The organism is Eleftheria terrae (genome assembly GCF_030419005.1).
In the GTDB taxonomy this organism is placed as follows: Bacteria; Pseudomonadota; Gammaproteobacteria; order Burkholderiales; family Burkholderiaceae_C; genus Caldimonas; species Caldimonas terrae.
The window spans coordinates 5221819-5248081 of record NZ_CP106951.1 but is presented as its reverse complement, the minus strand read 5'-3'; the positions used below and the strand labels follow the sequence as shown (position 1 = coordinate 5248081).

Annotated in this window: 20 protein-coding genes, 2 tRNA genes and 3 rRNA genes; 13 read left to right on the top strand and 12 right to left on the bottom strand. The window is 63.5% G+C overall.

The genetic code is table 11. The annotated features are described in order from the left end of the window. Window positions 1-95 precede the first annotated feature (95 nt). Both ilvN and N7L95_RS23605 read right to left on the bottom strand, forming a co-directional pair. The gene (gene ilvN, locus N7L95_RS23610) at window positions 96-587 is read right to left on the bottom strand and encodes an acetolactate synthase small subunit (RefSeq protein ID WP_301257684.1); all 492 of its coding nucleotides are present in this window, start codon (window positions 585-587) and stop codon (window positions 96-98) included. A gap of 166 nt (window positions 588-753) precedes the next feature. Next, window positions 754-2538 carry an acetolactate synthase 3 catalytic subunit gene (locus N7L95_RS23605; protein WP_301257683.1) on the bottom strand — a complete coding sequence of 595 codons (1785 nt, stop codon included), beginning with the start codon at window positions 2536-2538 and terminating at the stop codon, window positions 754-756. 278 nt (window positions 2539-2816) lie between these two features. Here N7L95_RS23605 and N7L95_RS23600 point away from each other — a divergent pair, with 278 nt between their 5' ends. Genes N7L95_RS23600 through N7L95_RS23575 form a run of 6 tightly spaced genes read left to right on the top strand, consistent with a single transcriptional unit; the run spans window position 2817 to window position 6212 of the window. Next, complete coding sequence (locus tag N7L95_RS23600; RefSeq protein WP_301257682.1) at window positions 2817-3380, top strand: RNA polymerase sigma factor; 564 nt, start codon at window positions 2817-2819, stop codon at window positions 3378-3380. Then, window positions 3377-3832, top strand: coding sequence for a DUF3619 family protein (locus tag N7L95_RS23595; protein ID WP_301257681.1), 456 nt, complete (start codon window positions 3377-3379; stop codon window positions 3830-3832). Before N7L95_RS23600 ends, N7L95_RS23595 begins: the two co-directional genes overlap by 4 nt. Continuing rightward, on the top strand, window positions 3829-4635 hold the full coding sequence (locus N7L95_RS23590) for a DUF3106 domain-containing protein (RefSeq protein ID WP_301257680.1): 807 nt from the start codon (window positions 3829-3831) through the stop codon (window positions 4633-4635). The genes N7L95_RS23595 and N7L95_RS23590 overlap by 4 nt, the downstream gene beginning before the upstream one ends. After that, window positions 4632-5183 carry an RDD family protein gene (locus N7L95_RS23585; protein ID WP_301257679.1) on the top strand — a complete coding sequence of 184 codons (552 nt, stop codon included), beginning with the start codon at window positions 4632-4634 and terminating at the stop codon, window positions 5181-5183. The genes N7L95_RS23590 and N7L95_RS23585 overlap by 4 nt, the downstream gene beginning before the upstream one ends. A 4-nt stretch (window positions 5184-5187) precedes the next feature. After that, window positions 5188-5589: a diacylglycerol kinase gene (locus tag N7L95_RS23580; protein WP_301257678.1), complete on the top strand. Its 402-nt coding sequence runs from the start codon at window positions 5188-5190 to the stop codon at window positions 5587-5589. A 29-nt stretch (window positions 5590-5618) separates the two neighbouring features. Further along, entirely contained in the window at window positions 5619-6212 is a 594-nt protein-coding gene (locus N7L95_RS23575) for an LOG family protein (protein ID WP_435870041.1), read from the top strand. Between the two features lie 86 nt (window positions 6213-6298). Here N7L95_RS23575 and N7L95_RS23570 read toward each other — a convergent pair whose 3' ends face one another. After that, window positions 6299-6637, bottom strand: a complete 339-nt coding sequence (locus tag N7L95_RS23570) for a P-II family nitrogen regulator (protein ID WP_297354685.1) — start codon at window positions 6635-6637, stop codon at window positions 6299-6301. 267 nt (window positions 6638-6904) lie between these two features. Here N7L95_RS23570 and N7L95_RS23565 point away from each other — a divergent pair, with 267 nt between their 5' ends. Then, entirely contained in the window at window positions 6905-8086 is a 1182-nt protein-coding gene (locus N7L95_RS23565; protein WP_301257676.1) for a GNAT family N-acetyltransferase, read from the top strand. A gap of 59 nt (window positions 8087-8145) precedes the next feature. On the opposite strand, the gene N7L95_RS23560 is transcribed toward N7L95_RS23565, so the two are convergent. From N7L95_RS23560 to N7L95_RS23535, 6 genes are all read right to left on the bottom strand, one after another. Further along, window positions 8146-10866, bottom strand: coding sequence for a M16 family metallopeptidase (locus N7L95_RS23560; RefSeq protein ID WP_301257675.1), 2721 nt, complete (start codon window positions 10864-10866; stop codon window positions 8146-8148). Window positions 10867-11061: 195 nt separating this feature from the next. Beyond that, window positions 11062-11174 (bottom strand): 5S ribosomal RNA (gene rrf / locus N7L95_RS23555). Between the two features lie 163 nt (window positions 11175-11337). Then, window positions 11338-14211, bottom strand: a 23S ribosomal RNA gene (locus tag N7L95_RS23550). A 304-nt stretch (window positions 14212-14515) separates the two neighbouring features. After that, window positions 14516-14591 (bottom strand) — tRNA-Ala (locus N7L95_RS23545). Between the two features lie 23 nt (window positions 14592-14614). Next, a tRNA-Ile gene (locus N7L95_RS23540) sits at window positions 14615-14691 on the bottom strand. Window positions 14692-14843: 152 nt separating this feature from the next. Beyond that, window positions 14844-16374: ribosomal RNA gene (locus tag N7L95_RS23535) — 16S ribosomal RNA — on the bottom strand. Together the 16S, 23S and 5S rRNA genes with 2 tRNA genes alongside form the textbook arrangement of a ribosomal RNA operon. A 537-nt stretch (window positions 16375-16911) precedes the next feature. Between N7L95_RS23535 and N7L95_RS23530 the strand changes: the two genes are divergently transcribed. From N7L95_RS23530 to N7L95_RS23515, 4 genes are all read left to right on the top strand, one after another. Continuing rightward, window positions 16912-17931: a LacI family DNA-binding transcriptional regulator gene (locus tag N7L95_RS23530; protein WP_301257674.1), complete on the top strand. Its 1020-nt coding sequence runs from the start codon at window positions 16912-16914 to the stop codon at window positions 17929-17931. A 518-nt stretch (window positions 17932-18449) separates the two neighbouring features. Beyond that, window positions 18450-19532 carry a carbohydrate ABC transporter permease gene (locus N7L95_RS23525; RefSeq protein ID WP_301257673.1) on the top strand — a complete coding sequence of 361 codons (1083 nt, stop codon included), beginning with the start codon at window positions 18450-18452 and terminating at the stop codon, window positions 19530-19532. A gap of 12 nt (window positions 19533-19544) precedes the next feature. Beyond that, window positions 19545-20375, top strand: coding sequence for a carbohydrate ABC transporter permease (locus N7L95_RS23520; protein WP_301257672.1), 831 nt, complete (start codon window positions 19545-19547; stop codon window positions 20373-20375). 31 nt (window positions 20376-20406) lie between these two features. Next, the gene (locus tag N7L95_RS23515) at window positions 20407-21507 is read left to right on the top strand and encodes an ABC transporter ATP-binding protein (protein WP_301257671.1); all 1101 of its coding nucleotides are present in this window, start codon (window positions 20407-20409) and stop codon (window positions 21505-21507) included. Between the two features lie 199 nt (window positions 21508-21706). Here N7L95_RS23515 and N7L95_RS23510 read toward each other — a convergent pair whose 3' ends face one another. Beyond that, complete coding sequence (locus N7L95_RS23510; protein ID WP_301257670.1) at window positions 21707-22954, bottom strand: carbohydrate porin; 1248 nt, start codon at window positions 22952-22954, stop codon at window positions 21707-21709. Window positions 22955-23340: 386 nt separating this feature from the next. Between N7L95_RS23510 and aat the strand changes: the two genes are divergently transcribed. Both aat and N7L95_RS23500 read left to right on the top strand, forming a co-directional pair. Next, window positions 23341-24126 (top strand): leucyl/phenylalanyl-tRNA--protein transferase, encoded by a 786-nt coding sequence (gene aat / locus N7L95_RS23505; protein WP_435870040.1) that lies wholly within the window; start codon window positions 23341-23343, stop codon window positions 24124-24126. Beyond that, window positions 24123-24863: an arginyltransferase gene (locus N7L95_RS23500; RefSeq protein ID WP_301257669.1), complete on the top strand. Its 741-nt coding sequence runs from the start codon at window positions 24123-24125 to the stop codon at window positions 24861-24863. The genes aat and N7L95_RS23500 overlap by 4 nt, the downstream gene beginning before the upstream one ends. A gap of 18 nt (window positions 24864-24881) precedes the next feature. Here N7L95_RS23500 and N7L95_RS23495 read toward each other — a convergent pair whose 3' ends face one another. Next, on the bottom strand, window positions 24882-25526 hold the full coding sequence (locus tag N7L95_RS23495; RefSeq protein WP_301257668.1) for a CoA transferase subunit B: 645 nt from the start codon (window positions 25524-25526) through the stop codon (window positions 24882-24884). Between the two features lie 11 nt (window positions 25527-25537). Then, window positions 25538-26251, bottom strand: coding sequence for a CoA transferase subunit A (locus N7L95_RS23490; RefSeq protein ID WP_301257667.1), 714 nt, complete (start codon window positions 26249-26251; stop codon window positions 25538-25540). Between the last annotated feature and the right edge of the window lie 12 nt (window positions 26252-26263).

The following is a 26263-nucleotide window of genomic DNA, read 5'->3' as shown; positions in this document are numbered from 1 at the left end:
ACGAGTGCGAACCGCGTCAAATGCCCCACCTCACATGTTCACACCATCACCTGTTCACTCGTTCACGGTAAAGGGTGCCTGTGCCGCGAGGCCGCTCACACGCGCAGGATGCGTTCGCCCCGGCCGATGCCGCTGGTGCCGGTGCGAACCGTCTCCAGGATGGCGGCGCGGTCGATGGCCTCGATGAAGGCGTCGAGCTTGCCGGCGTCGCCGGTCAGCTCGATGGTGTAGGTCTTCTCGGTCACGTCGACGATGCGACCACGGAAGATGTCGGCCATGCGCTTCATCTCGTCGCGCTCCTTGCCGACGGCCCGCACCTTGATGAGCATCAGCTCGCGCTCGGTGAAGCTGCCCTCGGTCAGGTCGACCACCTTGACCACCTCGATCAGGCGGTTCAGGTGCTTGGTGATCTGCTCGATCACGTCGTCCGAGCCGGTCGTGACGATGGTCATGCGCGACAGCGAGGGGTCCTCGGTCGGCGCCACCGTCAGGCTTTCGATGTTGTAGCCACGGGCCGAGAACAGGCCCACCACGCGGGAGAGTGCGCCGGCTTCGTTTTCCAGCAGCACTGCGATGATGTGTTTCATGTGTCGTTGCGGCGCGCTCTTCAAGCCGGCGGCGGTAACCGCCGGCCCTTGGCCACGCTGTCCGATCAAGAGTGAATCCGTGCGTTCTTGTCCGTCATCTGCGGGTGCAGGCACCGGCGCCTGGCGTGCCGCGGTAACGACAACGCCCTTGCCGGCCTTCTTCACCTCACAGGTCCTCGGACCCCAGCAGCATCTCGCTGATGCCCTTGCCCGCCTGCACCATGGGCCAGACGTTTTCGGTCGGGTCGGTCCGCACGTCGAGGAACACCGTGCGGTCCTTCAGCTTCATGGCCTCGCGCAGCGCCGGCTCGACGTCTGAGGGCTTCTCCACCAGCAGGCCCACATGGCCGTAGGCTTCCGCCAGCTTGACGAAGTTCGGCAACGCATCCATGTAGCTGTGCGAATAGCGGCCGCCGTAATCCAGCTGCTGCCATTGCCGCACCATGCCCAGGTAGCCATTGTTCAGCGAGACGACCTTCACTGGCGTCTGGTACTGCTGGCAGGTGGACAGCTCCTGGATGCACATCTGGATGGAGCCCTCGCCGGTGATGCAGAACACGTCGGCATCCGGCTTTGCGAGCTTGATGCCCATCGCATAGGGCAGGCCCACGCCCATCGTGCCCAGGCCGCCGGAGTTGATCCAGCGGCGCGGCTCGTCGAAGCGGTAGAACTGCGCTGCCCACATCTGGTGCTGGCCGACGTCCGAGGTGATGTAGGTCTCGCGGTCCTTGGTCAGCTCCCAGAGCGTCTCGACCACCTGCTGCGGCTTGATGACCTCGTTGGAGCGCTTGTAGCTCAGGCACTCGCGCTTGCGCCACTCATTGATCTGGCCCCACCAGCTCGACAGCGACTGCACGTCGGGGCGCAGCTGCTGCTCCCTGATCTGCGAGATCAACTCCTGCAGCACGTCCTTGACGTCGCCGACGATGGGGATGTCGACCTTCACCCGCTTGGAGATCGACGACGGGTCGATGTCGACGTGGATGATCTTGCGCTCCACCGACGCGAAGTGCCGCGGGTTGCCGATGACGCGGTCGTCGAAGCGCGCACCGACGGCCAGCAGGACGTCGCAGTTCTGCATCGTCATGTTGGCTTCGTAGGTGCCGTGCATGCCCAGCATGCCGAGGAACTTCGGGTCGCTGGCCGGGAAGGCGCCCAGGCCCATCAGCGTGTTGGTGCAGGGATAGCCCAGCAGGTTCACCAGCTCGCGCAGCTCGGCCGAGGCCTCGCCCAGGATGACGCCGCCGCCGGTGTAGATGTAGGGACGCCTGGCCGACAGCAGCAGCTGCACCGCCTTGCGGATCTGCCCGCCATGGCCCTTGCGCACCGGGTTGTAGGAGCGCATCTCGACGGTCTCGGGGTATTCGAAGACGCAGGTCTTCAGCGAGACGTCCTTCGGGATGTCCACCACCACCGGGCCGGGCCGGCCGGTGCGGGCGATGTGGAAGGCCTTCTTCATCGTGCGCGCCAGCTCGCGCACGTCCTTCACCAGGAAGTTGTGCTTGACGATGGGCCGCGTGATGCCGACCGTGTCGCACTCCTGGAAGGCATCGAGCCCGATCGCGGGTGTCGGCACCTGCCCGGTGACGATCACCATCGGGATGGAATCCATGTAGGCCGTCGCGATGCCGGTGATGGCATTGGTGACGCCGGGGCCGGAGGTGACCAGCGCCACGCCGACTTCGCCGGTGGCGCGCGCGTAGCCGTCGGCGGCGTGCACGGCCGCCTGCTCGTGGCGCACGAGCACGTGTTCGATGGTCTGCTGCTTGTAGAGCGCGTCGTAGATATAGAGGACCGCGCCCCCGGGGTAGCCCCACATGTACTTGACGCCTTCGGCCTGGAGGCAACGCACCAGGATGTCGGAGCCGTTCAGTTCTTCAGGGGGGTGTTGCGCAGCGGCCTTGCCGTCGATGGCAGAGGCCCGCTTGGTGTCAGCGGCAGAGATGTCCATATAGAACCTTTCTGATTTTCTCTAACGAAAAACGATCGGTGCCCCTCTTCAACGCTGAAACCAGCTCGCCCTTGTGAGGCGGATTCGGAGGCTGCGTGATCATCAGACAGGGAGGCCCGGGTTGGGCGTCCAAGTCGAGACCCGTCTGTTGTGCAAGCCAGCATTATGGCATTGCGACACGCCAAAGCGGTGCGGCGAGTCCGGATTCGGCGGTGTTTGATCTCGATGAGATAATTTTCGGGTCATATTCCCGGTAGCGCCCCCGACCGCCCCTGCCCTTGGCCAGCGAACAAGAACTCACCGAATTCCTCAAGAGCGTCGACAAGCGGGCCTTCAAGCGCACCGTCTATGCGGTGCGCGACACCGATGCCGCGCTCGACATCGTGCAGGACGCGATGATCCGCCTGGCGGAAAAGTACGGCGACCGTGCGGCGGCCGAACTGCCGCTGCTGTTCCAGCGCATCCTGTCCAATGCCACCACCGACTGGTTCCGCCGCCAGAAGGTGCGCAGCGTGATGACGAGCTTCACGCAGCTCAATGCGCCGGACGCGGAAGGCGAGTTCGACCTGCTCGAAACGCTGGAGGCACTCGACCAGTCCAGCGGCACCGAGAGTGCGGCCGACTCCGTCTCACGGGTCCAGACCTTGCAAGCCATCGAGGCTGAAGTCGGCAAGCTGCCGGCGCGTCAACGCGAGGCCTTCGTGATGCGTTACTGGGAGGAACTCGATGTCTCCGAGACGGCCGCTGTCATGGGCTGCTCGGAGGGCAGTGTGAAGACCCACTGCTCGCGAGCCGTCGCTGCCTTGGCACGCGCCCTCAAGGCAAAGGGAATTGCGCCATGAACACCCCCACCACCGTTGTGCACGCCGCTGAACAAGAGGCCCTGGAAGCCCGCTTCGGGCACCGTGTCGGTGCCCGGCTGTCCGAATCCTGTGAACAGCTTCCTGCTGACCTGAACGAACGTCTGCGCTTCGCGCGCGAACAAGCGGTGGCGCGCCGCAAGCGCCCCGCGCCCGCCCCTGCCACTGCTGCAGTGGTGCTGCCCCACCATGGCGGCGCAGCGGCGCTGGCTGGCGGCTCCGACCCGCGCGGCCGCCCCTGGTGGTGGTCGCTCGCTTCGCTGCTGCCGGTGGCGGTGCTGCTGGCGGGGCTGGTGTTGATCGAGCGGCTGCACGAGCAGCGCCAGGCCGAAGAAGCCGCCGAGATCGATTCGGCCCTGCTGGCCGACGACCTGCCACCTGATGCCTATGCCGATCCCGGCTTCGCCGAGTTCCTGAAAGCTCCCCAGCCATGACCCTGCCCGCCCCGACCAGCCGGACGCGGTGGGCCGGCCGCCGGCAGCGCGCTGCCCTGCTCGGCTGCCTGGCAGCGGCGGCGGGCTGGCTGGCGTTTGCCCCTGTCGCGGCGCAGACCCGACCCACCCCCGCCAGCCCCGCCGTGGCGGCGGATGGGACCGGCTGGAACGAACTGAGCCCCCAGCAGCAGGCGGCATTGCGACCGCTGCAGCGGGAGTGGGCCGGCATCGATGGGCTGCGCCGGCAGAAATGGATCGGCATCGCCTCCCGCTTTGCCTCGATGAGCCCTGCCGAGAAGGAGCGCCTGCAGGAACGCATGAACGCCTGGGTGCGCCTGTCGCCCCAGGAGCGGCGCACGGCGCGGCTGAACTACCACGATGCCCAGGACGTGCCCCCGCAGGAGCGACGTGACCGCTGGGCCGCCTACCAAGCCCTGAGCGACGAGGAGCGGCGCGAGCTGGCCCGTCGTGCCGCCGCCGCACAGGCGGCGAGAAGCAATGCGAAAAAAGGCACGCCCGTGGCAGCCGGCGCCCAGGCAAAATCTCCGCCAGCCACGGCGGCCGGCGCCGTGCCCGCGCAGGCAGGCCCGGCAGCACAGCTGTCGCCCGTGCTGCGGCAGGCCCGCCCCGGCGCCACCACCACCTCCATTTCAAAACGCCCGGCACCGCCGGGGCACCAGCACGCCGGCATGCCCAAGATCGTTGCCACCCCTGAACTGGTCGACACCCAGACCCTGCTGCCCCGCGTGCCCCCGCAGGGCACGGCAGCCTCGACAGACGCAGCCGCGTCACGGCGCAAATGACGGCCGCGCCGATGGGCTCCGCGCCGGTCGGGCGGCCGGCGCCGCGGCTGCGTCGCCGCCTGGCGGCTTTCGTCTACGAAGGCGTGCTGCTGTTCGGCGTCGTGATGCTGGGTGGCCTGTTGTTCTCGCCGCTCGTGCAGCAGCGCCATGCACTGCAGATGCGCCACGAGTTGCAGATCTTCATGTTCGTCTTGCTCGGGCTCTATTTCGTCTGGTTCTGGTCGCACGGCGGACAGACCCTCGCAATGAAGACCTGGCACATCCGCCTGCTGCGCCGCGACGGCACGCCAGTGGGCCCGGGCCGGGCCACGCTGCGCTTCCTGGCCAGCTGGGTCTGGTTCCTGCCCTCCACCGCGGCCATCGCGTGGATGGGCTGGCACGGCAAGGCGCAGGTGTTCGGCGTGATCGCCGGCTGGGTGCTGGCGTACGCCGCACTGGCACTGCTGCACCCGCGCCGGCAGTTCCTGCACGATGCCTTGTGCGGGACGCAACTGGTCCATGAGCAGCTCGCAGCTGCCGCCGCCCGTCGGCCCCTGATGAAAGCCTGATCCCTTGAACACCTCACCCGTCGCCCTGGCCCCGCATCCGCAGAAGCGGCGCACCGGACTCTCCCGCATCGTCCACGCCACCCGCTATTCGATCGACGGATTGCTGGCTGCGCATGGCGAAAGCGCCTTCCGGCTCGAAACCCGGCTGGCCGCCGTGATGCTGCCGCTGGCCTTCTGGATCGGGCGGTCTTGGATGGAAGTGGCGCTGCTGGCCGGCAGCGTGATGCTGGTGTTGATCGTCGAGCTGCTCAATTCGGCGGTGGAGGCGGCCATCGACCGCATCTCGCTGGAACTGCACGACCTGTCGAAGAAGGCGAAGGACATGGGCAGCGCGGCGGTGCTGCTGTCGGTGTTGCTGTGTGCCGGCATCTGGCTGGCGGCGATTGCCTCCCGCTGGCTGATCTGACACCGGGACGACACCGCTGCCGTGAGAAGATGGCAGCCATGAAACCGTTCTCCCTCTGTGTTTACTGCGGCTCGCGCCCGGGCGCCTCGCCGCTCTACGAACAAGCTGCTCGCGAGGTCGGCACGCACATCGGCCGCCGGGGATGGCAACTGGTCTACGGCGGCGGGCGGGCCGGGCTGATGGGCGTGGTGGCCGACGCCACGCTGGCGGCCGGCGGCACCGTGGTGGGCGTGATCCCGCAGGCGCTGCTGGACCGCGAGCTGGGCCATCGCGGCCTGACCGAGCTGCACATCGTGCAGACCATGCACCAGCGCAAGCAGATGATGGCCGAGCGCGCCGATGCCTTCGTGGCCTTGGCCGGCGGCATCGGCACCTTCGAGGAGCTGTTCGAGGTCTGGACCTGGCGCCAGCTCGGCTACCACGACAAGCCGGTCGGGCTGCTGAACACGGCGAGCTACTACGACGGCCTGCTTGGCTTCATGCAGCACACCGTGACGCAAGGTTTTGTGCCGACCTCGCAGCACGAGCTGCTGCAGGTGGACAGCGAGCCCGCTCCGCTGCTGGAGCGTCTGGCCACGCTGGCACAGTCGGCCACCGCACCGGACGACTACACCCGCATCTGAGACCCACGGCGGCGAAGGAAAAATGCTTCAGCCGCAAAACGAAAAAGCCCGCGAAGGCGGGCTTTTTGCATCGGCTGCAGCGCAGTTCAGACAGCTGCTTCGTCGGTCTCGCCGGTGCGGATGCGCACCACCTGCTCGACGGCGGTGACGAAGATCTTGCCGTCGCCGATCTTGCCGGTCTTTGCGGCCTTGACCACTGCCTCGATGCAGCGCTCGACGTCGGCGTCCTTGACGACCACTTCGACCTTCACCTTGGGCAGGAAGTCGACCACGTACTCGGCCCCGCGGTACAGCTCGGTGTGGCCCTTCTGGCGGCCGAAGCCCTTGACTTCCGTCACGGTCAGACCGGTGACGCCGACCTCGGCCAGGGCTTCACGCACTTCTTCGAGCTTGAAGGGTTTGATGATGGCGGTGATCTGCTTCATGGGGGCTCCGTAAGGGTCGAGACAAGAATTGAGCGTAGTTTAGGGCCAGTTGGCCAGAAAAAGCCGGGCAGAACGGTGAAGCTGCAGCCAGCCCATGGCAACGCCAACGCCCTTGCCCGTTGCCGGGCCGTCGCCGGCAGCCCAGCGCCCCGGCGGCCCTGCCCCTAAGATGGCTGTGCCTGCGCCGGGAGTCCCTCCTGTCGCGGTCAAGATCACCGATCAGCGGGACACAGGCGGATGGGCAAGCACGATTCCCCGAAAAACAGCATGCAGCACCTGGAGGTGCGGGTGCACGAGAGCCTGGCCGACCTCCCGGCCGGGGACTGGGACCGGCTGGCCGCCGCCTCGCCGCTGGCAGGGCCATTCATTCGCCATGCCTACCTCGACGCATTGCACCGCTCCGGCAGTGCCACCGGCCGCACCGGTTGGCTGCCGCGCTTCCTGAGCGTGTGGCGCGCGGGCCGCCTGGTGGCCGCCTGCCCCCTTTACCTCAAGAGCCATTCTTATGGCGAATACGTATTCGATTGGGCCTGGGCCCGCGCCTACGAGGACAACGGGCTGGACTACTACCCCAAGCTACTGAATGCAGTGCCCTTCACGCCGGTGCCCGGACCGCGCCTGCTGGCGGAGGACGGGCCTGCGCGCGCGGTGCTCGTCGAGGCAGTGGGGCAGCTGGCCCGTGAGAGCGGGGTGTCCTCGGTGCATATGTTGTTCGTCGATGCGGACGACAGCGCCGCCTTGAGTGCCGCGGGATGGATGATGCGCAGTACCGTGCAGTTCCACTGGCTGAACCGCCAACCGCAGCCTTTCAACGACTTCGAGGATTTCCTGTCGGAGCTGCAGCGCGACAAGCGCAAGAAGATCCAGCAGGAACGGCGCCGTGTGAAGGAAGCCGGCGTTCATTTCGAAGTGAAGCAAGGCGAGGAGATCGGCCCGGACGACTGGGACTTCTTCTACCAGTGCTACTGCTCGACCTATCGAGCGCACCACTCGACGCCCTACCTCACCCGGGACTTCTTCAAGCGCATGGCCCAGAGCATGCCGCAGCACTGGCTGCTCTTCATCGCGCGCCGTGAAGGACGGCGGGTGGCGGCCTCGCTGGTGGCGATCGACCCGGCGCAGCGGCGCGCCTATGGACGTTACTGGGGCGGCACCGAGCACATCCCCTGCCTGCACTTCGAGGCCTGCTACTACCAGCCGCTGCAGTGGTGCATCGACCAGGGCTACCTGGCCTTCGAGGGAGGCGCCCAGGGGGAGCACAAGATGGCTCGAGGTCTGTTGCCGGTGCAAACCTGGTCGGCCCACTGGCTCAGCCATCCGGCCTTTGCGGACGCGGTGGCCCGCTTCCTGGAACGCGAACGCTCGGGCGTGGACGCCTATGTCGACGAGTTGCGGGAGCGCAACCCGTTCAAGGCCGGGGAATCGACGGGTGGCGCACCGAACGCTTGAATGGAAAAAGCCGGGGCCCTGCAAGGCCCCGGCTTGCCGTTCTGAGGCGCCTGCCGCGCTCAGTCCTTGAAGTCGCCAGCAACGCCGATCACCAGGCTCTCGGGCTTGATGTACTTGCGCAAGGCGGCATTCACCTCCGCCAGGCTGACGCGGCCCAGCGCTTCGTCGAGTTGCTGCGAGACCTTGAAATCGCGGCCGAGGTAGAGGTTCTCTGCCAGCGATGCGGCCAGGTTGCGGTCTTGGGCGCGCGACAGCCGGCGGAAGCTCAGCAGGCCCTGGCGACCCTGCTCCAGTTCGGCCGCGGTGAAGCCGTCCTTCAAGGCGCGCGAGATTTCCTCGCGCACCGCATTTTCAACCTTGGCCCGGTTCTGCGGCGCGAAGATGGCAGTGGCGGTCCACAAGGAATTGGGCTCCCAGGGATTGAAGGCCACATTGGCCCGCACGTCATAGGACAAGCCTTCGGTCTCCCGCACCCGCAGCCACAGCCGCGAGTTGCCGCCCTGGCCCAGCAGGTAGTTGGCCAGCGTGAGTGCGGCATGGTCCGGCTGCAACTCCTGCACCGGCAAGGCCAGGCTCAGCCGCAGGTAGGCATTCTGACGATCCGGCGTGACGAAGCTCAGGCGCTGGGGCTGGACGGCGATGAAGGGCCGCGGCACCCGCTGGTGCGGCTCGGCCGCCACCCAGCTGCCGAAGGCAGCATCGAGTGCCTGCCTGACTTGTGCGACGTCCATGTCGCCCACCGCGGCAAACTGCGCCTGGCCGCCGCCGTAGAAGCGACGGTGGAAGGCCCGCAGCTGCTCCGGGGTTAGCTGCTGCATCGCACTCGCCTGTTCGTCGAAGGTCAGGACATGGCGCACATCATCGGCCGGGTAGGGGTTGAAGCGGCGGTCGAGCTCCTGGTTGACGATGGCGTCCGGGTCCTTGCGCTCCGACTCCAGCTCGGACAGGCTCTGCCGCCTCACCTCCTCGAACGCATCGGCCGGGAAGGAAGGCGTGCGCAGCATGTCGCCCACCAAGGCCAGCACAGCGGGCAAGTGCTCCTTGCGGGTCCGCATCAGCACCGTGGCACCGGTGGCCGAGCCGTGCACCGTGACTTCGGCCTGCAACTCGTCCAGCCGGTCTTGCACTTGCTGGCGGCTGAGCGTGGCCGTGCCCTTGTCCAGCATGGCGGCCACCATCTGGGCCACGATCGCCTGGCCTTTCAGGCTCTGCTCGCTGCCGAGCCGGAGATTCAGCTGGGCCGTGACGGCCGCACCGCGGGTGCCTTTGGGCAGCAGTGCGGCTTGCAGGCCGCTCTTCAGCGTGAAGCGCCGGGTGCGCGCCTCGATGTTGGCCGGGGTCGCATCGAAGGCTTCGGCGGTGGTGGCCGCGGGGTCACCCCGGTAGTCCTTCAACATCGCGGCCAGGTCCACCCGCTGCGGCGCGGGGGCGCGTTGCGGCTTGTCGGTCGGCATATAGGTGGCCAGGGTGCGGTTCGACGGCACGAGGTAAGCCGCTGCGACCTGCTGTACCTGCTCCAGCTTCAACGCCCGCACACGGTCGCGCGTCAGGAAAAACAGGCGCCAGTCGCCGGCGGCAATGGCCTCGGAAAGCGCCACCCCCACCCGCTCCGGGTCGGAGAATGCCAGCTGCCAGTCCTTCTCCCACTTGGTACGAGCGCGGCGCAGCTCCTCTTCGGTGATCGGCTGGGTCGACACCGACTCCAGCGTTTTCAGCATTTGCTGCTGCGCCTTCTCGATGTCCTGCCCGGGCGCCAGCTGGACGCCATAGACCGAGAAGCCGGGGTCGGACAACTCTTGCGAGAACGCAAACACCGCCGCCGCGAGCTGCGTATCGACCAATTGCTTGTGCAGGCGACCCGACGGCGAATCCGCCATGATGACGTCGAGCACGTTCATGGCAGCGAAGTCCGGATGCCCACCGGGCGGCACGTGGTACATCGCATAGGCCATCGGCACTCCACCCACGCGGCGCAGCGTCACGTTGCGTTCACCGTCCTGCACCGGATCGAGCGTATAGAGCCGCGGCAGCTCGCGCTTGGGCTTCGCGATCTTGCCGAAGGACTGAGCAATCCAGCCCAGCGTTTGCGAGGCATCGAAGCGGCCGGCAACGATCAGCGTAGCGTTATCGGGTTGGTAGTAGGTGCGGTAGAACTTCTGCAGTCGCTCGATATCGACGTTCTCGACATCGCTGCGCGCGCCAATGGTGCTCTTGCCATAGTTGTGCCACTGGTACATAGCGGCCAGGCCCTTCTCGAACAAGATGCGCCCCGGGCTGTTCTCGCCCATTTCCATTTCGTTGCGCACCACCGTCATCTCGGTGTCGAGGTCCCGCTTCGCGATGTTGCTGTTGATCATCGCATCGGCCTGCCAGCCCAGATACCACTTCAGGTTGGCATCGTCGCTGGAGAAACTGGCGAAATAGTTGGTCCGATCCAGCCAGGTCGAGCCATTGGCCCGCAACCCGCGCTTGGTGAATTCGGCCCAGACATTGGGGTGCGTGGGCGTGCCCTTGAACAGCAAGTGCTCCAGCAAGTGCGCCATGCCGGTTTCGCCGTAGTTCTCCTGGTGAGAACCCACCCGATATGTCATGTTGACGGTGGTGGTCGGCTTGGAGGCATCCGGCACCAGCAGCACCTGCAGTCCGTTGGCCAGCCGGTACTCCTCGATGCCCTCCACGCTGACGACATGGCTCACACCGGCAGGCAAGCGGGTCGGCGCTGCCACCGACAACGTGGGCAGGATGGGCAGGCAAAACGCGAGAATCAAATGGCGAAGCATGAGGACTCCTTTTCGATGTGTGCATTCTGACCGCTCGGGGCCGTCCATGTTCCGCGCTTGAGCATCGCGGCAGCAACGAAAGGCGTTCTGAAAGCGTCGCCCGAATGTCGCGACCACCAGCCTCCGAGCACCTTTTCAAGCCCAAAAGCAAAACCCCGCCGACTGCAAGAGTGGGCGGGGTTTTGGGGAATAACAGCCTGACGATGTCCTACTTTCACACGGGAATCCGCACTATCATCGGCGCTGAGGCGTTTCACTGTCCTGTTCGGGATGGGAAGGAGTGGGACCACCTCGCTATGGTCATCAGGCATAACTGGATGCCGCCTTGCTGCTGGAGCAAGACGACCAATTCGTAGAGTCTGTGTGAATCAGCAGATTTGATTGCGCACCGGATGGTGAGGCGCTGTAGTGGCCTCACCCGGCATAAGCTATTTGACTCACTTCGATGTCGCTGAGGATCACCAAAGTTATAGGGTCAAGCCGCACGAGCAATTAGTACTGGTTAGCTTAACGCATTACTGCGCTTCCACACCCAGCCTATCAACGTCCTGGTCTTGAACGACTCTTCAGGGGGCTCAAGGCCCCGGCAAGACTCATCTTGAGACGAGTTTCCCGCTTAGATGCTTTCAGCGGTTATCTCTTCCGCACTTAGCTACTCGGCAATGCCACTGGCGTGACAACCGATACACCAGAGGTGCGTCCACTCCGGTCCTCTCGTACTAGGAGCAGGCTCTCTCAATCTTGCAGCGCCCACGGAAGATAGGGACCAAACTGTCTCACGACGTTTTAAACCCAGCTCACGTACCTCTTTAAATGGCGAACAGCCATACCCTTGGGACCGGCTACAGCCCCAGGATGAGATGAGCCGACATCGAGGTGCCAAACACCGCCGTCGATATGAACTCTTGGGCGGTATCAGCCTGTTATCCCCAGAGTACCTTTTATCCGTTGAGCGATGGCCCTTCCATACAGAACCACCGGATCACTTAGTCCTACTTTCGTATCTGCTCGACTTGTCAGTCTCGCAGTTAAGCACGCTTTTGCCTATGCACTATCAGCACGATTTCCGACCGTGCCTAGCGTACCTTCGAACTCCTCCGTTACGCTTTGGGAGGAGACCGCCCCAGTCAAACTGCCCACCATACACTGTCCCCAACCCGGATCACGGGCCAAGGTTAGAACCTCAAACACACCAGGGTGGTATTTCAAGGACGGCTCCACGGCACCTAGCGGCACCGCTTCAAAGCCTCCCACCTATCCTACACAGATCTGTTCAAAGTCCAATGTAAAGCTACAGTAAAGGTTCATGGGGTCTTTCCGTCTTTCCGCGGGGAGATTGCATCATCACAAACATTTCAACTTCGCTGAGTCTCTGGAGGAGACAGTGTGGCCATCGTTACGCCATTCGTGCAGGTCGGAACTTACCCGACAAGGAATTTCGCTACCTTAGGACCGTTATAGTTACGGCCGCCGTTTACCGGGGCTTCGATCAAGAGCTTGCACCCCATCACTTAACCTTCCGGCACCGGGCAGGCGTCACACCCTATACGTCGACTTTCGTCTTTGCAGAGTGCTGTGTTTTTATTAAACAGTCGCAGCCACCGATTCTCTGCGACCCCATTGGGCTCCCCTTGTACAGGTTCACCTACTAAGGGCACACCTTCTTCCGAAGTTACGGTGTCAATTTGCCGAGTTCCTTCTCCAGAGTTCTCTCAAGCGCCTGAGAATACTCATCACGCGCACCAGTGTCGGTTTGCGGTACGGTCGTGTGTAGCTGAAGCTTAGTGGCTTTTCCTGGAAGCAGGGTATCACTCACTTCGGCCGCAAGCGGCCTCGTTATCACCTCTCATCTTAGCCCGGCGGATTTGCCTACCAGGCACGACTACAGGCTTGAACCGGGACATCCAACACCCGGCTGAGCTAACCTTCTCCGTCCCCACATCGCACTACACATCGGTACAGGAATATTGACCTGTTTCCCATCAGCTACGCATCTCTGCCTCGCCTTAGGGGCCGACTCACCCTACGCCGATGAACGTTGCGTAGGAAACCTTGCGCTTACGGCGAGGGGGCTTTTCACCCCCTTTAACGCTACTCATGTCAGCATTCGCACTTCTGATACCTCCAGCATCCCTCTCGAGACACCTTCACAGGCTTACAGAACGCTCTCCTACCGCGCACATTGCTGTGCACCCGCAGCTTCGGTAACTGGCTTAGCCCCGTTACATCTTCCGCGCAGGACGACTCGATCAGTGAGCTATTACGCTTTCTTTAAATGATGGCTGCTTCTAAGCCAACATCCTGACTGTTTTAGCCTTCCCACTTCGTTTCCCACTTAGCCAATTTTAGGGACCTTAGCTGGCGGTCTGGGTTGTTTCCCTCTTGTGTCCGGACGTTAGCACCCGGTGCACTGTCTCCCAAGCTGTACTCATCGGTATTCGGAGTTTGCAATGGTTTGGTAAGTCGCCATGACCCCCTAGCCATAACAGTGCTCTACCCCCGATGGTAATACTTGAGGCACTACCTAAATAGTTTTCGGAGAGAACCAGCTATTTCCAAGTTTGTTTAGCCTTTCACCCCTATCCACAGCTCATCCGCTAGTTTTGCAACACTAGTCGGTTCGGACCTCCAGTAAGTGTTACCTCACCTTCATCCTGGCCATGGATAGATCACTTGGTTTCGGGTCTACACCCAGCGACTGAACGCCCTATTCGGACTCGGTTTCCCTGCGCCTTCCCTATTCGGTTAAGCTTGCCACTGAATGTAAGTCGCTGACCCATTATACAAAAGGTACGCCGTCACCCTTGCGGGCTCCGACTTTTTGTATGCATGCGGTTTCAGGATCTATTTCACTCCCCTCCCGGGGTTCTTTTCGCCTTTCCCTCACGGTACTAGTTCGCTATCGGTCGATTACGAGTATTTAGCCTTGGAGGATGGTCCCCCCATCTTCAGACAGGATTTCACGTGTCCCGCCCTACTTGTCGCACGCCTAGTTCCACACCACACTTTTTTCATACAGGGCTATCACCTGCTATGGCCGGCCTTTCCAAACCGTTCTGATAAGTACGATGCTAAAACGTGCAGGCTGGTCCGATTTCGCTCGCCACTACTTTCGGAATCTCGGTTGATGTCTTTTCCTCGAGCTACTGAGATGTTTCAGTTCACCCGGTTCGCCTCGCATACCTATGTATTCAGTATGCGATACCCCTAAGGGTGGGTTTCCCCATTCGGAAATCTCCGGATCACAGCTAATTTGCCAGCTCCCCGAAGCTTATCGCAGGCTATCACGTCCTTCTTCGCCTGTAATCGCCAAGGCATCCACCACATGCACTTAGTCACTTGACCCTATAACTTTGACGCCTCTTCGACGTCGTCAAGGACTCGACCTCCTCATCGTTCGAGAAGATCGTTTTCTGAGTATTTACGCGTTATGCCGTCTTCAAACTCGCTCTTTACTTCGAGTTGAAGTCTGGTGACGCAATCAAATGTTGTTGACGGCACGGTGCATCCCATAGATGCTTTCCGTCAACAACGCTGATTCGACTCTACGAATTGTTAAAGAACAACAGCCATTCTTTCGAACCGCTAACGCAAACATCCCTGCTCTCAGGGAACCCTTGCGTTAACGTTCGACTTCAGTGATCAGTGATGGTGGAGGATGACGGGATCGAACCGACGACCCCCTGCTTGCAAAGCAGGTGCTCTCCCAGCTGAGCTAATCCCCCGAACATGCTTCATGCAGAAGGATTGGTGGGTCTGGTTGGATTCGAACCAACGACCCCCGCCTTATCAAGACGGTGCTCTAACCGACTGAGCTACAGACCCGCTCTTCACTTCCGCTCGAACCGCGTCTGCAGCACCGTCAACCTAGGATTCTCATCCCTGCCAGGTTCACGCCTGCCGGTTCACGTTCACTTGCTGTCGTACACAACAACAGCCGATAAGTGTGGGCGCCCAAACTTGAGTGCTTTTTCCAGAAAGGAGGTGATCCAGCCGCACCTTCCGATACGGCTACCTTGTTACGACTTCACCCCAGTCACGAACCCTGCCGTGGTGATCGCCCTCCTTGCGGTTAGGCTAACCACTTCTGGCAGAACCCGCTCCCATGGTGTGACGGGCGGTGTGTACAAGACCCGGGAACGTATTCACCGCGACATGCTGATCCGCGATTACTAGCGATTCCGACTTCACGCAGTCGAGTTGCAGACTGCGATCCGGACTACGACCGGTTTTCTGGGATTGGCTCCCCCTCGCGGGTTGGCAGCCCTCTGTACCGGCCATTGTATGACGTGTGTAGCCCTACCCATAAGGGCCATGATGACCTGACGTCATCCCCACCTTCCTCCGGTTTGTCACCGGCAGTCTCATTAGAGTGCCCTTTCGTAGCAACTAATGACAAGGGTTGCGCTCGTTGCGGGACTTAACCCAACATCTCACGACACGAGCTGACGACGGCCATGCAGCACCTGTGTCCAGGTTCTCTTTCGAGCACTCCCACATCTCTGCAGGATTCCTGGCATGTCAAGGGTAGGTAAGGTTTTTCGCGTTGCATCGAATTAAACCACATCATCCACCGCTTGTGCGGGTCCCCGTCAATTCCTTTGAGTTTCAACCTTGCGGCCGTACTCCCCAGGCGGTCAACTTCACGCGTTAGCTTCGTTACTGAACAGCAAGCCGTCCAACAACTAGTTGACATCGTTTAGGGCGTGGACTACCAGGGTATCTAATCCTGTTTGCTCCCCACGCTTTCGTGCATGAGCGTCAGTGCAGGCCCAGGAGATTGCCTTCGCCATCGGTGTTCCTCCGCATATCTACGCATTTCACTGCTACACGCGGAATTCCATCTCCCTCTGCCGCACTCTAGCCGTGCAGTCACAAATGCAGTTCCCAGGTTGAGCCCGGGGATTTCACATCTGTCTTGCACAACCGCCTGCGCACGCTTTACGCCCAGTAATTCCGATTAACGCTTGCACCCTACGTATTACCGCGGCTGCTGGCACGTAGTTAGCCGGTGCTTATTCTTCAGGTACCGTCATCACTCCGAGGTATTAGCCCAGAGCTTTTCTTCCCTGACAAAAGCGGTTTACAACCCGAAGGCCTTCTTCCCGCACGCGGCATGGCTGGATCAGGCTTGCGCCCATTGTCCAAAATTCCCCACTGCTGCCTCCCGTAGGAGTCTGGGCCGTGTCTCAGTCCCAGTGTGGCTGGTCGTCCTCTCAGACCAGCTACAGATCGTCGCCTTGGTAGGCCTTTACCCCACCAACTAGCTAATCTGACATCGGCCGCTCCAATAGCGCGAGGTCTTGCGATCCCCCGCTTTCACCCTCAGGTCGTATGCGGTATTAATCCGGCTTTCGCCGGGCTATCCCCCACTACTGGGCACGTTCCGATGTATTACTCACCCGTTCGCCACTCGCCACCAGGATTGCTCCCGTGCTGCCGTTCGACTTGCATGTGTAAGGCATGCCGCCAGCGTTCAATCTGAGCCAGGATCAAACTCTTCAGTTCGATCTTGAATTTCGCTCAAAGAATTGAAGTGAACTTCACTTCCATGAGCGTTTAAAGTCTTTCGACCTGATCTGCAGTCACCCACAGATCTTGGCACTCGCCTTCAAACGCCCACGCTTATCGGCTGTTATTTGTTAAAGAGCTTGCTGCTCCAACTCTGCTATCCTTGCCGCATTCGCAGCACCTCAGCTTCGTCGTCAGCGCTGATTTCGTCTTTCGTCGTTATCAGCAGAGAGGCGAGATTTTGACGTTTTCTTTAAACCCTGTCAAGCACTCGGCTCATTTATTTTTCGCTGCCACTTTCTTTCTTTTCAGAAACCGCCGCCTCCACCCCACTCACCAGCTTCCCGGTTCGTTTCGTCTGCAGCGCCGTGATCAGCGAAGAACGCAACTATAGCATTGCCCGAAGAGGTAACGCAAGCGGGCCCGAGAACTTTTTTGGATGGGCAGCGCTTCGCGCATTACTTCTCGGCTTGCACACGCGATCCTGCCAAAGCAGCGGTTTGACAGCGCTTGCATTGAGTGACACATTGCCTTATGTCTGACACTCTCCCCGACGACACCGCCACCCTCGGGCAAGTGGCTCGTATTGCCGGTGTCTCTCCCAGCACCGTATCCCGCTACCTGAATGGCTCAGCCCGTGTGAGCGATGCACGGCGCCAGGCGGTGGAAGCCGCGATCGCGCAGCTGAACTACCGTCCTAATATGGTGGCCCGAAGTTTGGCCAGCGGGCGCACCTCCACCGTGGGGGTGTTGACTCAGGACATTGCCAGTCCCTTCTTCAATGAAGCCTTGCGCGGTGTCGAAGACGCCTTGACGGAAGCTCGCTATGCGCCGCTGTTCGTGAGCGGGCACTGGGACTCCAGCGAAGAAGCAGAGCGGCTGGCGCTGCTGTCAGCTCGCCGTGTGGACGGCGTGGTGATGATGCATGGTCATATTAGAGATGAGGACATCGCGCCGGTCGCCAAGCGACTGCCGATTGTCATGGTCGGCCGTGCGACAACGACGCTGGACCTGCCGAGCATCACGATCGACAACCGGCTCGGCGCGTACAAGGCGACCCGCCACCTGATCGAACTGGGCCATGTTGACATCGCCTTCATTGCGGGCCCTGCGGATCACCACGATGCCTTGCAACGCCTGCTCGGCTACCAAGACGCCTTGCGGGAAGCCGGCATCGAGTACCGGGAAGCGCTGGTCGCGCGAGCTGACTTCGAGGAAGCCACCGGCATGCTGGCCATCCAGCAATTGATCGAAAGCCGCCAGCCCTTCACTGCCGTCTTTGCGGCGAACGACCAAAGCGCCTACGGCGCGCGGCTGGCACTGTACCGGCGAGGCATCCGCGTGCCGGAAGACATCTCCCTGGTTGGCTTCGATGACCTGCCCCATTCCTCCTACTGCGTGCCCCCGCTGACGACGGTGCGGCAGCCCGCTTATGAAGTGGGGCTGCAGGCGGGCCAGGCGGTGGTGAAGCTCATCGAGGGCGAGGATTTCAGCCTGCCTCCACTTGCGGTCGAACTGGTCATCCGCGAGTCCACACTGCCACGGCGGCGCTGAGCGCTAGGGAAGTCCCTAGCCTGCCGCCCAGTTCGTTCGCGCGCAGAACTATTGACAGTCCATCCCCCAGCTGGCGTAATTGAAAGCGCTTTCACGAGCGGCGCCAACGACGCCTAGGAGATGACCATGCATCCGTTCTGCAGGCCTTTGATCGCACCCTCCATTGTGGCAGGGCGCCATGGAACTCCTGCGGCGGCCTCGCTCGCCGCGCTGGGGTGCAAGCCGCGTTCGCAAGACTGTGCCCTTGTCGGGCACGGCAAGCGGGCGGCGGTGGGCGCAAGGATTCCGTTGTCTTCCCGACGGGTAACGCCCCCCCATCACGACAGGGCGGAGGCGCTGCATGCCGGTCTCCGCATGCCCCGAGAGGCCCCGCGGCGTCGGCAGCACTGAAGCTGCAAGCGCGCATCCCACCTGCGCTGCCGGTGGGCGGCCTGCTGCCGCCCGCCTCAGCACCGTGTCTCTGAAGGAGCCCGGCCACCTGCCGCCGGCGCCCGGATCCAACCGCCACCGACGTCGCCATGAATTCGAAGAATCCCGCCACCCCGCTGGGCCCCCTGGCCGCCGCCGTCTCGTCCCCCCCACTGCAGACAGGCCAGCTGCAGAAGAAGCCGCGGCGCCGGCGCCTGAAGCCCTGGGACTGGGCGCCCTACCTCTTCATCAGTCCCTTTTTCATCCTGTTTGCGGCTTTCGGACTGTTCCCCCTGTTGTTCTCGGCGTATGTGTCGTTCTTCCGCTGGGAGGCAGCGGCGGGACTGGGCGCCATGCAGTTCGAAGGCTGGGGCAACTACAGCTTCCTGCTGCAGCTCGACGGCCTCGAATGGTCTCGCATCTTCAGCGCCGACTTCTGGGAGGAGCTGTACCAGCGCGACTTCTGGCGGGCCCTCTACAACACCCTCTGGATCGGTGTGGTGAGCGGGGTGCCGCAGCACCTGGTGGCCATCCCGCTGGCGTTTTTCATCCACATGCAGTTCAGGAAGTTTCGCAATCCGATCATCGGGATGTACTTCCTGCCCTTCATCACCAACACGGTCGCGGTGGCCATGGTCTTCACCGCCCTCTTCTCACGCGACTTCGGGGTGGTGAACCAGGCGCTGACCTCGCTGGGCCAATGGCAGCTCGGCGAGCTGCGGCCGCTGGCCTGGCTATTCCCCACGCAACCGGTGGAGTGGTCCGGGCCGGACTACCAGCGCTGGACGGTCGCCTTTGTCGTGTGGTGGCGCTATGTGGGCTGGAACACGGTGCTCTACCTGGCCGCCCTGCAAACCATCCCGCGCGATCTCTACGAGGCGGCCACCATGGACGGCGCCGGCAAGTGGCAGCAGCTGTGGCACATCACGGTGCCAATGCTGCGGCCGATGATGTTCTTCGCCATCACGCTGACGCTGATTGGCAGCCTGCAGCTCTTTGAAGAACCGTACATCCTCACCAGTGGCACCGGCGGCACCGGGCAGGTCGCGCAGACCTCGGCCATGCTGATCACCAGCTATGCGCTCAACGACGGCGATTTCGGCGCTGCCTCGGCACTCGCCTGGTTGCTCTTCGTCTTCATCGCGGCACTGACCTACCTGAACAACAAGATCTTCGCCCGCAAGACCGACTGAGGAACCCCTGCGATGAACGCTTCGAACTTCCGCCTGGCCGCCGCCCACGGCGTGGTCCTGACCGGCGCGCTGGTCATGCTCATGCCCTTCTACTTCATGTTCGTCTTCGCGACGCACTCCACCAGCGACATCCTGTCGCTGCCGCCGCCCCTGTGGTTCGGCGACCATTTCCTGGCCAATGTCGCTGACCTGGTCGAGCGGCGCCCGCATTTCTGGCACAGCATGGGCCTGTCGCTGTGGATCGCGCTGGCCACCACCGCGCTGAACCTGTTCTTCTGCTCGCTGGCCGGCTACGCCTTTGCCATGTACGAGTTCCGCTTCAAGGACGCCTTGTTCGGCTTCGTCATGGCGACGCTGCTGCTGCCAACCTTCCTCGGCGTGGTTCCGACGGTGCTGCTGATGACCGAGCTCGGCTGGATGAACTCCAGCAAGGCGCTGATCATTCCTGGCGCCTGCAGTGCGGTGGGCGTGTTCATGATGCGCCAGTACATCGCCTCCGGCGTGCCGAAGGACATCATCGAGGCCGCTCGCATGGATGGCTGTACCGAGTTCGGCATCTACTGGCGCGTGGTAATGCCGTTGATCGGCCCCGCCGTCGGCACCCTGGGCCTCGTCACCTTCATCAGTTCATACAACAACTTCTTCGGCGCCTTGCTCGTGATGCGCGACCAGGCAATGTTCACCGCGCCGCTCGTGCTGCGTTCGCTGCAAGGCTCCACCGGCGGCACGCTGGCGGCCATCAGCGTCGGCTCGGCCATCACCACCGTTCCGCTGCTGGTGATCTTCGTGATCTACTCGCGCCGTCTGATCGAAGGCCTCACCGCCGGTGCCGTCAAAGGCTGATATCTACTACACCTTTCCGAGGAGACCCAATATGGCCGGACTGAAGCTACGCGGCATCAAGAAGCAATACGCAGACGGACCGATCGTGATGCAGCACGTGGACCTCGACATCCGCGACGGCGAATTCATCGTATTCGTCGGACCGTCGGGTTGCGGCAAATCGACTCTGCTGCGGATGATCGCCGGGCTGGAGGACATCACCGACGGCGAGCTCTACCTCGGCGACGAGCTGGCCAATGACGTGCCACCCGCCGCCCGGGGTGCGGCCATGGTTTTCCAGAGCTATGCCCTCTACCCGCACATGACGGTGGCCGAGAACATGGGCTTTGCGCTCAAGATGGCCGGACAGTCGCGGCAGCAGATCAAGGGCGCCGTCGACAAGGCGGCCGAGATCCTGCAGATCACCCACCTGCTGGACCGCAAGCCGAAGGCGCTGTCTGGCGGGCAGCGCCAACGGGTGGCCATCGGCCGGGCGATCGTGCGCAAGCCCAAGGTGTTCCTGTTCGACGAGCCGCTGTCCAACCTCGACGCCAGCCTTCGCGTGCAGATGCGGGTCGAGCTGTCGCGCCTGCACCAGGAACTCGGCTCGACGATGATCTACGTGACCCACGACCAGGTGGAAGCCATGACGCTGGGCGAGCGCATCGTCGTCTTCAACGGCGGCCGCATCGAGCAGGTCGGCAGCCCGCTCGACCTTTACGAACGGCCAGCCAACCTTTTCGTGGCGGGCTTCCTCGGCTCGCCGAAGATGAACTTCCTGCCCTGCCGGCTGGTGGCGACCGAGCCGGGCCAGCTGCGATTGCGGGTGGCGGGAGCCGGGCAACTGGTCCTGCCCGCCGCCGGCTCGATCCCGCAGGCCGCGCTCGAAGGTGAATTGACGCTCGGCGTGCGCCCGGAACATGTGACGCTGGCGCCAGCGGGCCAGGGATTGGCTGCACGGCTGGAACTGGTGGAGCACCTGGGCGACGCCACCATCGCCTATGTGCGCATCGAGGGGCTGGGCCCGGACCTGGCGGTCAAGCTGCCCGGCTCGGTGCACGGCCTGCAGGCCGGCATGCCGGTCGGCCTGTCGCCCGAGCCCGGGCGCAGCATCGTGTTCGACAAGGACGGGCAGGCGGTGCCTCTGCACTGATCCGCCCGCCACGGAAGCCGCATCAGCGCCGGATCCAGCGGTTGGGGAACCTCGACGTCCTGCTCTGAACGGCACCTCCTCTCGGCAGCCTCCGGGCTGCCTTTTTTTGCCCATTTCACGGCACCGGGGCGAAAAAAAGCCGGCTTGCCGCCGGCCTGAACGTGAGAGTGAGTGAACCGGATGGAGCTTCAGCAGCCGCTCACCACCAGGCTTCGCCTTGCAGGCCGAAGGAAGTGCCGCTCTTCTTGTCGCCGAACACGCGCGCCACGTTGTCGCCCAGTTGGTCACGGGCCGCCTCGTTCCAGCGAGCATGGGTGACGAACATACGCACCGTGGGTCGCGAGTTGTTGGTGGGCCCGGCAGACGCTGCGAGCGCCAGCGTCAGCTTGGTCAGCCGCTGGGTGTCGCCGCTGTCGGGCCGAACCTGGTCGTGACCCAGCTCCGCCAGGAAGCGGAAGGGGCCGGCAATCTGCGTGTCGGTGCGCCCCCCGATCGAGTACCACTTCTCCCGGCCGTGCTCGCTGATGCGGCGAGTGCGGTACTCGGCGATGAAGTCCCAGCCGGTCCGCATCGACGTCAGCTGCCCCTGCTGCTGCACCACCGCGCGCCATTGGCCGGTGATGTCGTAGTCCTGATCGTTGAACTGCACGGCAGAGTAGTGACGGTCGTACTTCAGGCCGACAAAGGTGGCACCGCCCAGCGTGCCTTTGGTCACGTGGTAGAGGCCCAGCCGCTGGCCGTTCTTCTTGTCCTCCGTCTTGACCGGGGCGCCGCTCGTCTGCACGTCGCTGCGCGAGCGGCCTGCAAATCCGGCATAGATGGACAACTCGCTGTTGGGCAGTGTCTTCAGCCCGGTCAGGCGCAGCGCATGCTGGTAGTCGGCGGAGTTGGCGTACTCCGGCGCGCCAGCACCGGCACGGGGGTCGGTCAGGAAGGCATAGCTGAACTTGCCGAAGCCGAGGTTGATGTCCTCGATGCCGGCGCCATCGCTGTCGTGGCTCTCCAGGAAGTGGTCGTTGATGCCCAGCTGGACGCGGTCATAGAAGCGCCGGCCCGCCCACACCCGCCCGCCGTTGAGCTGCGCCAGGTCGCCGTAGAAGTAGACCTGGCCGAAGCGGGTGAGCAACTCGTCGCTGTCGGTGCCTTTTTCGGTCGTGCCCCAGGCACGGTAGGCCGAGGGCATGAAATGGGCTTTCCAGGTGCCGTATTCCTCGCTCTTGGCCACGGTGGTGACGAAGCTCGGCTCGATGACATAGTCACACTCGTTGCCGAGCCGCCACTTGGTGTCCGCCCCTGCCAGCTTGTAGCAGACCTGCTTGCCGCCTTCGGCATTGACGCCGACGCCGGCCCGCGAGTAGCCCGAAAACTCCAGGTCCGCGGCGGACGCGCCCATGGCGCCCAGAAGCGCCAGCGCCATCGCGCTGAGCCGGAAGTGGTGCTTGAACATGTGTACTCCTCGTTGTGGTGGTAGGCACGGCTGTCGGCCGGCCGATGTTTTCAGGGCGCTCCCCGAAAGCTCTGCCTCACCGGGCGGCCATCGGCGCCCGACGACAAAATATGAAAGCGCTTTCACAACGTCGCGCAGTTGATGCCGTGGAAGCAGCGGAATGGCAAGCCACGGTGCGGCCTATAGCCGCATCAGCCATTCACGCGATTTGAAAGCGATTTCAGATTTGGTCGACGCAAAATTTAGTTTGGCGGTGAAACGAAGTCACTAGGTGGAAGTACGCGGGTGGCTCTGGCCGGCCCACGGCCGCGCACTGCCCTTTGCGTGTGACAGGGAAACAAGCGGGACGGCACAATGCACTCCATGCCCCACTGCCCCCCGAACCGTTGATTCCCTGGCTGCCCTCCCCCCTCACTCCGGTGCCTGATCCGGAAACCGTGCCGCCCGTGCCCGACATGCCGGTCGGGCTGGTGGCGGCCAGCGGAGAGGTCAATGTGCAGCGCCTGCGGGGGGCTTATGCAAAAGGCGTGTTCCCGTGGTACAGCCAAGGCCAGCCAGTGCTGTGGTGGAGTCCCGACCCGCGCACCGTGCTGCATGTGGAGGAGTTCCGCCTGCACCGATCGCTGCGCAAGACCCTGCAACACTTCCTGGACGCCCCGGGCTGCGAGATCCGCGTGGACACCGCCTTCGACCAGGTGATCTGCGCCTGCGCCAGCACGCCGCGGGAAGGGCAAGACGGCACCTGGATCGTGCCCGAGATGCTGGAGGCCTATCGGGCCTGGCACCGCGCCGGCCAGGTGCACAGCATCGAGACCTGGATCGACGGTCAGTTGGCCGGCGGCCTCTACGGCGTGAGCCTGGGCCGCATGTTCTTCGGTGAATCGATGTTCTCGCACCGCACCGATGCGTCGAAGATCGCGCTGGCCGCCCTCGTCGGGCTGTGCCGCCAGCGCGGTGTCGAGATGATCGACTGCCAGCAGCGCACCGCCCACCTCGTCTCGCTGGGCGCACGAGAAATCCCGCGGCGCGACTTTCTCGCGCATGTGCGCCGGGTCGTCGCGCAACCGCCGGTGAGCTGGCACTATGATGCATCGGTGTGGGCAGCACTGGATGACCGGCTGCGGCCCGGCGGCCTGGCCGCCTCCCCCCGCAACTCCGCCTTGCCCACGTGACGCACCCGAAGGAACTCCCCCTCGCGTCCTTGCAGTTCTATGCAACGGCGCCCTACCCCTGCAGCTACCTGCCGGGACGCCTGGCACGCTCGCAGGTGGCCACGCCCAGCCACCTGATCCAGGCGGAGATCTACTCTGAACTGGTGGCCAAGGGTTTCCGGCGCAGCGGCATGTTCACCTACCGGCCCTACTGCGATGGCTGCCGCGCCTGCGTGCCGCTGCGCATCCCGGTCGGCGGCTTCACGCCCACCCGCAGCCAGCGGCGCGCCGCCAAGGCGCACGCGCACCTGCAGGCCCGCGTGCTGCGGCTGTGCTTCGTGCCGGAGCACTACCAGCTCTACCTGCGCTACCAGTCGGGCCGCCACAGCGGCGGCGGCATGGACCACGACAGCATCGATCAATACACCCAGTTCCTGCTGCAGAGCCGGGTCAACTCGCGCCTGGTGGAGTTCCGCGAGCCGGCGCCGGCCGGCACGCTGGGCGCGCTGAAGATGGTGTCCATCCTGGACGTGCTGAACGACGGTTTGTCAGCCGTCTACACCTTCTACGAGCCCGAGCCGCACACCAGCTACGGCACCTACAACGTGCTGTGGCAGATCGAGCAGACGCGGCAGCTGAAGCTGCCTTACGTCTACCTGGGCTACTGGATCGAGGAAAGCCGCAAGATGGCCTACAAGTCGCAGTTCCGCCCCCACCAGCTGCTGGTGGACGGCCAATGGGTGCCCGGCGCCGACTGACGCCGGCGCCACCCCGGTTCAGGCGAGCTGGGCCGAGAACTCCACGTTCGCGCCTGTCTTCTGACGGATTTCCTCGACAGTGACCCCCGGCGCCAGCTCGACGCAGCGGAAGCCCTCCGGCGTGACGTCGAGCACGCCCAGTTCCGAGATCACCCGGTTCACCACACCAACACCGGTCAACGGCAGCGTGCATTGCTTCAGCAGCTTGTGCTCGCCGTTCTTCGCGGCGTGCTCCATCAGCACGACCACGCGGCCCACGCCGGCCACCAGGTCCATGGCGCCGCCCATGCCCTTGACCATCTTGCCGGGGATCATCCAGTTGGCCAGGTCGCCCTTCTCGCTGACCTGCATCGCACCCAGGATGGCGAGGTTGATCTTGCCGCCACGGATCATCGCGAAGGAGTCGGCCGACGAGAAGATCGACGAGCCGGGCAGCGTGGTCACGGTCTGCTTGCCGGCGTTGATGAGGTCGGCGTCCACCTGCTCCTCGGTCGGGAAGGGGCCGATGCCGAGCAGGCCGTTCTCGCTCTGCAGCCACACCTCCATGCCGGCCGGCACATGGTTGGCCACCAGCGTCGGCAGGCCGATGCCCAGGTTGACGTAGAAGCCGTCCTGCAGCTCCTGCGCGGCACGTGCGGCCATTTGGTCACGGTTCCAAGCCATTGCGGTTCTCCTCAGGCGGCGGTGTTGGGGGTCGGGCGCACGGTGCGCTGCTCGATGCGCTTCTCGGGAGTCGCGTTGAGCACGATGCGGTGCACGAAGATGCCGGGCAGGTGGATCTGGTCGGGGTCCAACTCGCCGGTCTCGACGATCTTCTCGACCTCGACGACGGTCACCTTGCCGGCCATCGCCACGTTGGGATTGAAGTTGCGCGCGGTGCGGCGGAACACCAGGTTGCCGGAGCGGTCGGCGACATGCGCCTTGACCAGCGAGACGTCGGGCAGCAGCGAGCGCTCCATGACATAGGGCACGCCGTCGAACTCGCGCACTTCCTTGCCTTCGGCCACGATGGTGCCGACGCCGGTGCGGGTGAAGAAGGCCGGAATGCCGGCGCCGCCGGCGCGCAGCTTCTCGGCCAGCGTGCCCTGCGGCGTGAACTCCAGCTCCAGCTCGCCCGACAGGTACTGGCGCTCGAACTCCTTGTTTTCGCCGACGTAGCTCGAGATCATCTTGCGGATCTGCCGCGTCGCCAGCAGCTTGCCAAGGCCGAAGCCGTCCACGCCGGCGTTGTTCGAGATCACGGTCAGCCCCTGCACGCCGGAGGCCTGCAGCGCATCAATCAGGGCTTCGGGAATGCCGCACAGGCCGAAACCGCCAACGGCCATCAGCTGGCCGTCCTTCACGATGCCCTGCAGCGCCTCGGCGGCGCTGGGATACACCTTGTTCATGAAAGTCTCCTT